The organism is Planctellipticum variicoloris (assembly GCF_030622045.1).
Classification (GTDB): Bacteria; Planctomycetota; Planctomycetia; order Planctomycetales; family Planctomycetaceae; genus Planctellipticum; species Planctellipticum variicoloris.
The window spans coordinates 4,311,446-4,324,418 of record NZ_CP130886.1 but is presented as its reverse complement, the minus strand read 5'-3'; the positions used below and the strand labels follow the sequence as shown (position 1 = coordinate 4,324,418).

The following is a 12,973-nucleotide window of genomic DNA, read 5'->3' as shown; positions in this document are numbered from 1 at the left end:
CGCGCCGCGAATGCGGGCGATGGTTCTGGTGCAGGTCGGCGAGCCACTCGTTGAACGGGAGGTTCTCCGACCTGTCGCTTTGCCGGGAGAATTGCTGCTGCGGGTGCGAGCGTGCGGCGTGTGCCGGACGGATCTGCATATTGTCGACGGCGAGCTGACTCAGCCAAAGCTCCCGTTGATTCCGGGCCATGAGATCGTCGGCGAAGTCGCCGGGATTGGAGCGGGAGTCACCGAGTTCCAGTGGGGCGACCGCGTCGGCGTCCCGTGGCTGGCGGAGACGTGCGGAGTCTGCGAGGCGTGCCGCCGGGGGGATGAGAATCTGTGCGATGGAGCGCGCTTCACCGGATACGACCGGGATGGCGGTTACGCCGAGTATACGACGGCGCGGGCCAGTTCGTGTTTTCCGATTCCTGAGGCCTACAGCGATGTCGAAGCGGCGCCGCTGCTGTGTGCGGGGCTGATCGGATATCGTTCGCTGCGGATGGCCGGCGAGGGCCGGCGGCTGGGGATCTACGGCTTCGGCGCCGCGGCGCATCTTGTCGCGCAGGTGGCGCGCCACCAGGGACGGGAGGTCTTCGCCTTCACGCGGGCGGGGGATGCGGCCGCCCAGGATTTTGCGCGCGAGTGCGGGGCGGTCTGGGCTGGCGGTTCCGACGAGCGCCCGCCGGTCGAGCTGGATGCCGCCATTCTGTTTGCTCCCGTGGGAGCGCTGGTGCCGCAGGCCCTGCAGGCGGTTCGCAAGGGGGGCGTCGTCGTCTGCGGCGGGATTCACATGAGCGACATTCCGAGCTTCCCGTACGCCTGGTTGTGGGGCGAGCGGGTGATTCGGTCGGTGGCCAACCTGACGCATCGTGACGGCAGCGAGTTTCTGAAGTTAGCTCCGGACGTCCCGGTCCGCTGCTCGGTGGAGTTGTTTTCGTTGGCGGCTGCGAATGAAGCGCTGACGCGGCTGCGCGAGGGCCGGTTGACCGGCGCGGCGGTGCTGGTGCCAGGGAAGGGGAGAAAGCGAATAGCGAGCAGGGAATAGCGAATAGCCAGAAGGAAAAGGCCCGGTCGCGAAGTCTTCCGGCGATAAGCGATGCACGATCCGCGATAAGCCGTCTTCGTCTGGCTACTCGCTTCTCGCTAATCCCTATTCGCTTCTCAGCGTTTCGCGGCGGTGATCGGCTTCAGCACCAGGACTCCGAGCGGGGGGAGGCTGAGCGAGACGAACTGGCCGTGGCCGTGATACTGTCCGACTTCGGTGTACGTTCCGCCGGAATTGCCGACGTTCGATCCGCCGTAGATGGCGGAATCGCTGTTGAGGATTTCCTTGTAGAAACCCGGGCGGGGGACGCCGACGCGGTAGTCGTGCCGCGGGACAGGCGTCGCATTGAGGACGATGACCAGAAAGTCTTCGCGATCCTCGGCGAATCTCACGTAGGTGTAGACGCTGTTCTCGCGATCGTCGCAGTTGATCCAGGAGAATCCCTGCGGGACGGCGTCCTGCTGATAGAGCGCGGGCTCGGCGATGTAAAGATGGTTGAGATCCCGGACATATTTGCGGAGGCCGTCGTGGTAGTGCTGGCCGAGGAGGGCCCAGTCGAGTTCGTGGCGGTGGTCCCATTCCTTCCACTGGCCGAATTCGCCTCCCATGAAGAGGAATTTCTTGCCGGGCGTGGTGTACTGGTAGCCGAACAGGAGGCGCAGATTGCCGAACTGCTGCCAGTGGTCGCCGGGCATCTTGCCGATGAGCGAGCCTTTGCCGTGGACAACTTCATCGTGCGACAGGGGCAGGATGAAGTTTTCCGTGTAGGCGTACATGTTCCGGAAGCTGAGCTCGTTCTGGTAGTACTGGCGGTAGATCGGGTCGCGGGAGAGGTAGTGGAGGGTGTCGTTCATCCACCCCATGTCCCACTTGAAGCCGAAGCCCAGCCCGCCGAGATAGACCGGCCGCGACACGCCGCCCCAGGCGGTCGACTCCTCGGCGAAGCTCATGATCCCCGGGAAATCCTGGTAGAGCATGGTGTTGAGGTCGCGGAGAAACTGGATGGCTTCCAGGTTCTCGCGTCCGCCGAAGGCGTTCGGAACCCATTCGCCGAACTTGCGGGAGTAGTCGAGGTACAGCATCGAGGAGACGGCGTCGCAGCGGAGGCCGTCGATGTGGAACTCGTCGACCCAGAACCGGGCGCTCGACAGCAGGAAGTCGCGGACTTCCGCCCGGCCGTAGTTGAAGATCAGCGTCCCCCAGTCGGGGTGATAGCCCTTGCGGGGATCGGAGTGCTCGTAGAGGCAGGTTCCGTCGAACCAGCCGAGCGAATGGCCGTCCGTTGAAAAGTGGGCGGGCACCCAGTCGAGGATGACTCCGATGCCGTTCTGGTGGAAGTGATCGACGAAGTACTTGAAGTCGTGAGGCGTCCCCCAGCGGCTGGTCGTCGCAAAGTACCCGGTGGCCTGATAGCCCCAGGAACCGCCGAACGGATGCTCCATGACGGGCATCAGCTCGATGTGGGTGTAGCCCATCTCCTTCACGTACTCGACCAGCAGCGGAGCGAGCTCGCGGTAGTTGTAATATTCCCGACCGTCCTGCGGCCGCTTCCAAGAGCCAAGGTGGACTTCGTAAATTGAAAGCGGCTGCTCGTGCCAGTTGTCTTCTTCCCGCCGGCTGAGCCAGTCGTCATCGGCCCATTCATAGCCGGAGAGATCGTAGACGATCGAGGCGCTCTTGGGGGGGAGTTCCGCGTAGAAGGCGTAGGGGTCGGCCTTCTGAAGAAGCTGACCGTCGGCGGCGTGGATGCTGAATTTGTAGCAGTCCCCCACTTTGACGCCCGGCAGGAATCCCCACCAGACGCCCGAGTCGCTGGAGGCCAGCGGATGTGCGCCGTGGGTCCAGCCGTTTGCATCCAGCAGAACGGAGACCTCTCTGGCGTTGGGCGCCCACACGTGGAATTTACAGCCGGCGACTCCATTGACCTCGGCCGGGTGTGCACCCATATGCCGGTACAGATCGCAATTCATAGGTTTTGGACCGTCTGCGGGGATTGAGGATCGGCCTGGAGGCATCGTCCTGATGCCGTGCGTCGCGGCGGGTCAATCGGGCGGCGAAGACGTCCGGAAACGAACTGCGTCGCGGAAACTGTAACGAAAGGATGGTATCAATCGACAGCGCGAGACTCAATCGCCACCAATCCGTGACCGGCGGACCGGTTTGCTCAAGCCGCGAAATTTCCGTGGGGTAAGTTTGCGAACGATGCCGTCTGCCGGTCAGTGTCCGCGGGAATCGATCTAACCGTTAAAAATCACCCAATCCCCCGTCCCTGCGGAGCATCCGCAAAGCCATGTGGCGCTCGCTCGCACTTGTCGCCGGACCGATCCTGCTGATCGGATTGTGCTACGCCGTGGCCGGCCCGTCCGGTCCCGCGGGCGGAGCCTTGCGCGAAAGTCAGGTCAGGCTGGCGCGGGAACGCTCGGCGACGCGCGCGTTCGATCTGAACGCCGACTGCCATTCGGCAGCCCATGAACTTCAACAACGTCTGCCGGAAAGTTGGACGTTCGTCATTCGCCCTCCGTATGTCCTGGGGGGCGATCTGCCGTCCGAGACGCTGGAACGCCTTCATCGAGAGACCGTCCTCCCGACGGCCCGGGCGATCGGCGTGTGTTATTTTGATGAAGCCCCGTCAGAGCCGATTACGATTCTGGCGGCGTCCAGCGATCAGTCGTATCGCGACTGCAACCGTCGACTGGAGAACCGCAGCCGCGAAGAGTACGCCGGGGTCTACTCCCGGGATGCCCGACGGATCGTGCTGAACCTCAGCACCGGGGAAGGGACGCTGGCCCACGAATTGACGCATGCCCTGGCGCATGCCGATTTCGCCGACCTGCCCGAATGGTTCGACGAAGGGCTGGCTTCGCTGCACGAAGAAAGCGAGTTTTCCTCAGACGGCCTGGAGCTGATCGGCCGGGACAACTGGCGGCGAAAGTTCCTGACCGAGGCCCTGGAGTTCGACCGTCTCCCGCCGGTCGAGCGACTGCTGCTCGAAGACTTCGGCCGCTCGGCGCAGCCGCAGGTCGAGTATGCTCAGGCCCGGTTTTTCTGTCTGTTTCTGCAGGAACGCCGGCTACTGTCGCATTTTTACCGCAAGTGCCGGGCGACGCACGACCTCGACCCGACCGGGAGCCTGGCCCTGTGCGACCTGTTCGGTTGCGAGAACCCGGCGGTGATCGACCGGGCGTTTCGCGAGTGGCTGCAGGTCGTTCGCTGAATTCCGGACGGGCTGGTACACTTTTCCCCAGAATGAACTCTGTGGAGAAGCTGATGCCCGCGACGGAACTCAACGATTGCCGCTTCCTGAAGGCCTGCCGGCGCGAGCCCGTGGACGCGACCCCGGTCTGGATCATGCGGCAGGCGGGACGCTATCTGCCCGAATACATGGCTGTCCGCAGCAAAGTGACGTTCATGGACCTCTGCACCCAGCCGGAACTGGCCGCAGAGGTCACCCTGACGGCTCAGCGGGTCCTGGGCGTTGACGCCGCGATCCTGTTCGCCGACCTGCTCCCCATGCTGCAGCCGATGGGCTTCGACCTCGAATACGCCAAGGGAGAAGGCCCCGTCATTCATAATCCGCTCAAGCAGGCCGCGGACATCGACCGCGTCCGCGAGCTGGAAGATGTCAGTTCGCTGCATTTCACGTTCGACGCGGTGAAGCTGATCCGCCGGGAACTGCCGGGCGATATTCCGCTGCTGGGCTTCGCGGGCGCGCCGTTTACGCTGGCGTCGTACTGCATCGAAGGGGGCGGCTCGAAGCATTACATCCGCACGAAAACGCTGATGTATGCCGACGAAGGCGCCTGGCAGACGCTGATGGAGCGGCTGGCTCGCAGCCTGATCCGGTACATCCGGGCCCAGGTCGACGCGGGTTGTCAGGCGGTGCAGCTCTTCGACAGTTGGGCGGGATGTCTGTCGCCGACGGACTACGCCCGCTACGTGCTCCCCTATACGAAAATGGTGATCGACGGGATCCCGGCGGGCGTGCCGGTGATCAACTTCCTGACGGGCAATCCTGCGTTGCTGCCGCTGATCAAACAGGCCGGTGGTTCGGTGTTCGGCCTCGACTGGCGCGTCGACCTGATGACCGCCTGGAACGATCTGGGTGAAACCTACGCGGTCCAGGGGAACCTCGACCCGCTGGTCCTGCAGGACTGGAGCACGGCGAAGCGTCAGGCGGAAGATCTCCTGACAGCGGTCGGCCGCCGCCCCGGGCACATCTTCAATCTCGGCCACGGCGTGCTGCCGGAGACGCCGCCCGACAACGTCAAGGCCCTGGTGCAACTGGTTCACGAACGCAGCGCGGCACTGCGGAACACTGCGAACTGATGAAGAGGATTTCACCGCGGAGACGCGGAGGACGCGGAGAACGTCCCGGAGAAGACTGAGGAAAGTGAAAAGTGAGTAGTGTTGACTGAGTAGTGCAAAATGAAGGAGTCGCCAGCAGGCGACCGATCACGTTCTCTGTCACTTTACACTCATCACTACTCAATACTCACTTTTCACTTTCCGGAACCTCTTCTCTTCTCAGGCATTTCTCCGCGTCTCCGCGGTGAATCCTGCCTTCTCTTCCAAGGCTGGAGTATCTGCGAATGGCGGAATCGGTGGCTCGGCCATTGCGGTTGGCGGTCGTGGGGGGCGGGCTGTCGGGGCTGACTGCCGCTTATCGGCTGCAGGAACTGGCCCGTCAGGCGGACCGGCCGGTCGAGCTGACCCTCTTCGAAGCCTCGCCGCAGACTGGCGGGATCGTCGGGACGATCCGGCGGGACGGTTACCTGGTCGACGTGGGGGCGGACTCGTTTATCACGAACAAGCCGGCCGCACTCCGGCTCTGTCAGCGACTCGGGATTGAGGACCGGCTGGCGACGCTCGATCCTCGCTATCGCGGCGCCCTGGTGCTGCATGAAGGCCGGCCGGTCCCTGTGCCGGATGGCTTTCAACTGCTGAGCCCCTCCGCCTTCTGGCCGATGGTCAGGACGCCGTTGCTGAGCCTGTGGGGCAAGTTGCGGATGGGGATGGAGCTGTTCGTTCCGCCGCGCCGTTCGTCCGAGGACGAGAGCCTCGCCGATTTCGTTCGTCGTCGGTTCGGGCGCGAAGCGCTGGAACGGCTGATTCAGCCATTGGTCGGGGGAATCTACACCGCCGACCCCGAGAAGCTGAGCATGCAGGCGACGCTGGGTCGATTCGTGGAGATGGAGCAGAAGTACGGCAGCGTGATCCGCGGCTCGCGGAGGCAGCTCAAGGAGCAGCACGCCGACAGCGATTCCAGCTCGACCGGGGCGCGGTACGGTTTGTTTCTGGGGCTAAAAGGTGGCCTGCAGGATCTAGTCGACGCTCTCACACAGGCGATTCAGCCGTCCGTCCAGGTCCGGACCGGAATCCGGCTGACGACTGCCGTCGAAGAGCCGACCGGAGTCCGGCTGGAGAACGGCGCGACCGACGGTCCGTGGGATGGCGTTGTCCTGGCGATGATGGCCCACCAGGCGGCGGCGCTCGTCGAACGGATGGATGGAGACCTCGCCGGGGCGTTGCGGTCGATTGAGTACGCGTCGAGCGCCATCGTCGTCAGCGGACATAAGCTGGCCGAGTTCCGCGAGCCGCCCCAGGCGTTCGGCCTGGTGATTCCGCATCGCGAGCACCGGCGGATTCTGGCGGTTTCGTTCTCCAGTCGGAAGTTTGCCGACCGCGCGCCGGAGGGAGGGATTCTGTTGCGAACGTTCATCGGCGGCGCGCTGCAGCAGCACCTGTTCGAGCGGAGCGACGAGGAACTACTGCAGATCGTGCGGGAAGAGCTGCAGGAAATCTTCGGCGTCAGCACGCAATGGGCGCAGGTCATCCGTTATGCCAACGCGATGCCGCAGTATCACGTGGGACATCTGCAGCGCGTCGCGCGGATCGAAGAACTCGCCGCCCAACACCCGCGCCTGGCGTTGACAGGCAACGCCTACCACGGCGTCGGGGTCCCCGACGTGATCCAGCAGGCCGAAGACGCCGCGGACCGTTTGTGGCGGACTGTGACTGCGATCAAAGAAGATGAAGAAGTTTTACCGCGGAGGCGCGGAGGACGCGGAGAAGAACAGGCCGGAGATGATTTAAGGGGTAAGTAAGATTCTCCTCGTTCCCAGGCTCTGCCTGGGAACGCCCTCTTTGGACACTCGGCGTCCTCTTCTCTTCTCGCCCGCAAGGCGCCAAAGAGCGAGGCAGAGCCTCGCAAAGACGGGGTTCCCAGGCGGAGCCTGGGCTGCGCGAAATCCGTCGTTTTCAGGGGCAATTGGCCTCGGCGAATCGTCGCGTTTTTGTTCCACTGGGCTTTTTGTTCAAGGAGGAACGTCATGACCTGCGAAACCAGCGAAACAGCCGTCGCCCGGTATTCGTCGCCGGCGGGCAAGTTGGTGCGGTTCTTCGAGCGGAGTCGCAATCGGTGGAAGGCGAAGTCCGGCCAGTGGAAGCGAACCTGCAAGCTCCTGCAGAACCAGACCCGCGCCGTCGAGAAGAGCCGCGCGATGTGGCGCACGCGGGCCGCCGCGGCCGAACGCCGCGCGGCGGACCTGGAACGTGAGATCGCCGCCTTAAAATCCGGGCGCTGACCGGGTCGCCGACGCAGCCCCTGGCCCCCTCCCGGACGCCGTCCGACCGGCCCATCATGCGTATTCGGCAGCGGCCATCGGCCTGACGTTGCAGTTCTGTCTGGCCGGAGCGGTCAGCTTTCGCGGCTGCCGGGCGGTGGTCGAACTGCTGCGGGACAGCCTGCCCCAGTTCCGGGGGGCTCCTGCGGCCAATACTGCGGAAGCGTGGCTGCTGCGGCTGGGACTGCACGAGTTGCGGCGGCCCAAGGAATTCGCCGCCGACTGGGTGTTCCTCGTCGACCACACGCTGCAACTGGGGTCGCGGAAGTGTCTGGTCATCGCGGGGCTGCGATTGTCGGCGTGGAAAGCGCTGACGGCGCCGCTGACGCACCAGGATCTGACGCTGCTGGCGCTGCAGCCGGTCGAAAAATCCAGCGGCGAGATCGTCCAGCGGCAGCTCGCGGCTGCGGCCGGGCTGGTCGGCGTGCCGGCCGCCATCCTCAGCGACGAGGGTTCGGATCTTCTCGGCGGCGCTCAGCGTTTCCGCGAACAGCACCCGACGACGCAGGTGCTGCACGACATCGCCCACAAGACGGCGATCGTGCTCAAGCACGAACTGCTCGCCGATCCGCGGTGGATCGCGTTCGTCAAACACTGCGGGCAGACGCAGCCACGGGTGAAGCAGACGGAACTCGGACACCTTGCTCCCCCCACGCAGAAAGTCAAAGGGCGTTACTTGAACTTGGGGCCGCTGATCGGCTGGGGCGCCCGCATGCTGCGGCTGATCGACACGCCCGCGGCCGAACGTCCCGCGGGTCTCGACCTGACGCGGCTCGAGGAGAAGTTCGGCTGGATCCGCGACTTCCGGGAGGCGCTCGTGGACTGGAACGACTTGCAGGCGGTCAAGGACCACATGCTGGAGTTCCTGCGCGTGGCGGGCTACCACGCCGCCGCCGGCGAGACGCTGCGCCGGCAACTGGAGACGGTGGCCCGAACGCCTGCCGGTGAGCGTGCGGCGGCGCGGCTGGTGGAGTTCGTGAGCGAGCAGTCGAGCGGCGTGCTCCCCGGACAGAGTCTGCCGGCCAGCAGCGAAGTGCTGGAATCGCTGATCGGCAAGGGCAAGCGTTTGCAGGGCCAGCACAGCCGCGGCGGCTTTACGAAACTGATTCTGGGGATGGCCGCGTCGGTCGTGCGGATCAGCGAGGAAAAGATCTGCGAAGCCCTGAACGCCGTGCGGCATCGCGACCTGCTCGCGTGGATCGACGACCACTTAGGCAAGTCGCTGACAGCCCAGCGCCGCCAGGCCCTCCCCGTCCTTCCAGGAACAAAAGCCGGATCAACCGGGACCGCCAACAATTGACGATTTCGCGCAGCCCAGGCGGAGCCTGGGAACCAGTGCGGTTGACTTTTTCTCGGTTTTCTCCGCGTCCTCCGCGTCTCGTATGTTGAATCCATCTACCCCGTGTGGTGTCATGGGACACGCGGCGGGGGCCGCTTCGGAGCGTAGCGACGAAGCGGCCCCCGCCGCGGCCGGCGACAGATCGATCGCGTCTGGGGCCTCAGAGCCCGCCGCGGAGCTGGATCGTCGTCGGCATGGTCGTACCAGCCCGAACAGCCGTTTGAGCCGGAAGCGTTCTCGAAACTCTCCGAGCTCGCATTTACGAGATTGGGAACACGCCATCGACCCCCGCATCCACATCGGCATCGACGTCTCCAAGGCACGACTCGATGTCGCCATGTCCGACTCCTCTTCCCTCCTGGCCGTCGACAACGACCTCAAGGGCTTCCTGAAACTCCTCAAGCAGCTCCCCCCACCCGACCGCTGCCAGGTCGTCATGGAGGCCACCGGCACCTATCACTTCGACGCCTTCCTCTGTCTCAACGATCACGGGTATCACGTCGCCGTCGTGCCCCCCATCCGCGTCCGCGCCTTTGCCACAGGGGCCGGATGGATCGCCAAAACCGACGCCATCGACGCACGCGTCCTCGTTCGTTACTCCAAGGTCGCCGAACTCCAGATCACCGAAAAACCCTCCGATTTCCAGCTCAAACTCCACGCACTCGTCACTCGCCGACGGCAGCTCGTCGACCTCCACGTCCAGGAGTCCAATCACTTCGAAGCCGCTCGCGACAAGGCCGTCAAAGACGACATCGAGCAAACCCGAAACATGCTCAAAATACGCATCACTGCCATCGAAAAACAGATCGACGATCTCTGCGACTCCGACCCCGATGCCAAACGCCGCGTCGAACTCATGACCTCCGTCCCAGGCATCGCCAAACGGACAGCCGCCGTGCTCCTCGGAGAACTCCCCGAACTCGGCGACGCCAACCGCCAGCAGGTCGGAGCACTCGTCGGCGTCGCCCCCTACAACCGCGACAGCGGCAAGTCCTCCAAACTCAGATCCATCCGCGGCGGCAGAGCCTCCGTCCGTTCCGCTCTCTACATGGCGGCACTCACCGCCTCACGCTGCAACCCCGTCATCAGACCGTTCTATCGCAGACTCAAAGACGCCGGTAAGCCAAGCAAGGTCTGCCTCACCGCCTGCATCCGCAAACTCCTGACCATCCTCAACGCGATGATCAAATCCGACACCGCCTGGAACCACGGACTCCAAAATGCGTAAATCTCACAAATCCACCTTGACCAACAACACAGCCGCTCCGCGGTGAACATTCTTCCTCCGGAATCTGCGTAATTCAGCCATCAAAGAGCGTTGATGTCTTGCTCCGTGGCCGATCTTTACTGATAATCAGAGTCTCCAGAAACCCTCGGATACTCGGGAGCGGCGGGATGCGTACGGGCCGGCGAGCATTGCAGCAGATTGAGCATACGTCGGTCGTCTGTCGCCGGGATCTGCTGAAAGTCGGGCCGCTGGCGGTCTCCGCCAGTCTCTGGCCCAGTCTGCTGGCGCCGGGAATTGCCCAGGGCTCCGAGTCGCCGCTGGCCAAGGCCAAGTCGGTGATCTTCCTCTGGATGGGGGGCGGCGTCACCCAGCTCGAAACATTCGATCCCAAACCGGAAGCCCCGGTGGAAGTGCGGGGCAAACTGGGGACAGCGGCGACTTCGCTGCCGGGCGTCTACTTCAGTGAAGCCTGCCCGCAACTGGCTCAGATTGCGCACGAGCTGTCCGTCGTCCGGACGTTTGCCCACGACAGCAACGATCACCTGCTGAGCCAGGTTTATACGCTCTCGGGGCGCAAGGTCACCCCCGCCCAACTCTTCAGCGAGCCGAACATCGGGGCGATCGTGCAGTATCTGCTCGGCTCGCGAAACGGCCTGCCGGGGTATATCGCCGTGCCGGGAATCACCCGGCCGGGGCCGCCGCCGCACAATCTGTTCGTGGGTGGCTGGCTGGGAGCCCAGTACGCCCCGTTCTGCCTGGGAGGCCAGCCCGCGCAGCCCGACTTCACCGCCGGGCTGAGCGCCAAGCCGGCCAATCCGTCGCCGCTGGCGGAAGAGTCCCTCGCGCCGCCCGAACTGCAGTTCCCGCAGGATGTGACGATCGGCCGGTTGGAACGTCGGTCGCAACTCCGGACGGTTCTCGAACAGTCGGCACAGGCCGGCGAGGCGTCGCTCGTGCAGGCGGGGCTGGAAGGCCAGTTCGATGGCGCGCTGCGGCTGCTGACGTCGACGAAGGTGCGAAATGCGTTCGACATCGCCCAGGAACCTGCAGCGTTGCGCGAGGATTACGGCCGGACGAAGCTTGGCGGCCGGTGTCTGGTCGCCCGCAAGCTGGTCGAAGCCGGGGCGCGGTTTGTGATGGTCGACTACGGCTACGACCCGGACTACGGCAATCTGTGGGACATTCACAACGTCCCCGAGCAGCGGTTCCCGCACACGTCCGACATGGCGCTCCGCGGCTACAACGTCGCCGGCATGGACCGGGCCTTCGCGGCGCTGATTCGCGATCTGAAGGAACGGGGCCTGCTCGACACGACGCTGGTGGTCTACCTGACCGAGTTCGGTCGGACGCCGAAGATCAACGCGGGCGGCGGCCGGGATCACTGGGGAATGTGCGGTTCAATGTTCTTCGCCGGGGCGGGCGTAAAAGCCGGCCAGGTGGTGGGGCAGAGCGACGCCCAGGCGGCGTTCCCGGTCACTCGCGGCTACGGCCCGGCGGACATCGCGGCGACGATGTACCACCTGCTGGGGATCGATCCAGAAACCCGCGTGCGCGACACACAGGGCCGCCCGGCGCCGGCGCTGGATCACGGGAACGTGATTGAGGAAGTGCTGGCGTAGGGGCCGCACAGAAGTCGAGAAAAATTCACGGGCTCACAGCGGACCCTACCGCCCCATCCGCAGACGAAACGCCTCCAGGAACTCATTCCATCGGCTCGTATGCCGGCGACTGAAAGTCATCGGCGGCAGGTCGCTTCCTTCGAAGGTCAGCGAGTGGCCCAGCAGTCCGATCGAAACGACGGCCGTTACATGGTCCGGAATGTGGACTTCGGGTGACTGACCCAGCAACCTGGGCTGACGGAGTTTCCAGCCCGACTCGGTCCGCTGCAGCGTCAGGCGGATGCAGGCGGGGAAGGGGCCGAAAGCCCGTTGCGGGAAGACCACCAGCTCCGCGCCGGGCCGGCTGTAGCCGGGGAAGGCCGTGGCCCAGATCGGATCGAGCAGCAGCGTGCGGAAGTAGAGGACCCGCCGGTGGGACCAGCGGAAGATCAGCAGGCAGCCGCCGAACAGCAGCAGGTTTATGACCGTCGCGGCGAACGGGCTGTAGCCGTACAGAATGGCCAGACTCAGGCAGAGGGCCTTGTTCGCCAGCTCGAAACAGGCGTCGAGAAACGGCAGCGGCGTGATCCAGACCAGGCACTCGAAGAAGAACTTGACGGCATTGATCACCAGGAAGTTGAAGATGCCGGCCAGGATCAGCAGGACGTCCGCCGAGACCGACAGAAAACCGGCATGGACGACATCCGGCGGGGCGGCGTCGCCGGCGGGGACCGTCCAGAGGAGCAGGCGGACCGTCAGCAGCGTGATCAGTCCGGACCAGGCTTCAATCTGATCGAGAGCCTGCGCGATCGGTTTGCTGACCTTGGTGAAGCGTGGCAGGGAGGTCACCAGCGTCAGGACCAGAAAGACCCAGAAGACGGCCGGGTGGTTGAGGACCGTCGACTTCTGCAGCAACAGGCTGTGAGCGGGGAACCAGTCGCCGCCGAACTGCGCCAGGCCTGCCAGGCAGGTGATGCCGAAGAACGGCGAGAGGGCCACCGGCGCCAGCGCTCCGAGCCACTCGCTGCTGGAAATGGTTTGGGTGACGTGATCGGCGAGCATCGACTCGGCAGGCGTCAGCGCCTCGCCCGTCGGGACGGCCGCCAGCAGGATCAGGGCCGGGAACCAGGACATCGACAGGCTCCTTGGGATTGAATT

At 64.5% G+C, this 12,973-nt stretch carries 10 protein-coding genes; 8 read left to right on the top strand and 2 right to left on the bottom strand.

Features of this window, described 5'->3' with window-relative positions; all coding sequences use genetic code 11:
• Positions 1-10 precede the first annotated feature (10 nt).
• On the top strand, positions 11-1,027 hold the full coding sequence (locus SH412_RS16785) for a zinc-dependent alcohol dehydrogenase family protein (RefSeq protein WP_419555815.1): 1,017 nt from the start codon (positions 11-13) through the stop codon (positions 1,025-1,027).
• 116 nt (positions 1,028-1,143) lie between these two features.
• On the opposite strand, the gene glgB is transcribed toward SH412_RS16785, so the two are convergent.
• Positions 1,144-2,997: a 1,4-alpha-glucan branching protein GlgB gene (gene glgB, locus SH412_RS16780; RefSeq protein WP_336519170.1), complete on the bottom strand. Its 1,854-nt coding sequence runs from the start codon at positions 2,995-2,997 to the stop codon at positions 1,144-1,146.
• Between the two features lie 320 nt (positions 2,998-3,317).
• Here glgB and SH412_RS16775 point away from each other — a divergent pair, with 320 nt between their 5' ends.
• The 7 genes from SH412_RS16775 to SH412_RS16745 all read left to right on the top strand — a co-directional run bounded on the left by SH412_RS16775 (position 3,318) and on the right by SH412_RS16745 (position 11,836).
• A complete protein-coding gene (locus tag SH412_RS16775; protein WP_336519169.1) occupies positions 3,318-4,241 on the top strand; it encodes a hypothetical protein in 924 nt (307 codons plus the stop codon).
• A gap of 53 nt (positions 4,242-4,294) precedes the next feature.
• Positions 4,295-5,353, top strand: coding sequence for a uroporphyrinogen decarboxylase (gene hemE / locus SH412_RS16770; RefSeq protein WP_336519168.1), 1,059 nt, complete (start codon positions 4,295-4,297; stop codon positions 5,351-5,353).
• A 263-nt stretch (positions 5,354-5,616) separates the two neighbouring features.
• Positions 5,617-7,131, top strand: a complete 1,515-nt coding sequence (gene hemG / locus SH412_RS16765) for a protoporphyrinogen oxidase (protein ID WP_336519167.1) — start codon at positions 5,617-5,619, stop codon at positions 7,129-7,131.
• Between the two features lie 225 nt (positions 7,132-7,356).
• A complete protein-coding gene (locus SH412_RS16760) occupies positions 7,357-7,611 on the top strand; it encodes a hypothetical protein (protein WP_336518717.1) in 255 nt (84 codons plus the stop codon).
• A gap of 88 nt (positions 7,612-7,699) precedes the next feature.
• Complete coding sequence (locus tag SH412_RS16755) at positions 7,700-8,950, top strand: hypothetical protein (protein WP_336518718.1); 1,251 nt, start codon at positions 7,700-7,702, stop codon at positions 8,948-8,950.
• 82 nt (positions 8,951-9,032) lie between these two features.
• A complete protein-coding gene (locus tag SH412_RS16750) occupies positions 9,033-10,217 on the top strand; it encodes an IS110 family RNA-guided transposase (RefSeq protein ID WP_336519166.1) in 1,185 nt (394 codons plus the stop codon).
• Positions 10,218-10,384: 167 nt separating this feature from the next.
• The gene (locus SH412_RS16745) at positions 10,385-11,836 is read left to right on the top strand and encodes a DUF1501 domain-containing protein (protein WP_336519165.1); all 1,452 of its coding nucleotides are present in this window, start codon (positions 10,385-10,387) and stop codon (positions 11,834-11,836) included.
• A 45-nt stretch (positions 11,837-11,881) separates the two neighbouring features.
• On the opposite strand, the gene SH412_RS16740 is transcribed toward SH412_RS16745, so the two are convergent.
• Positions 11,882-12,949 (bottom strand): hypothetical protein, encoded by a 1,068-nt coding sequence (locus SH412_RS16740; RefSeq protein WP_336519164.1) that lies wholly within the window; start codon positions 12,947-12,949, stop codon positions 11,882-11,884.
• Positions 12,950-12,973 lie beyond the last annotated feature (24 nt).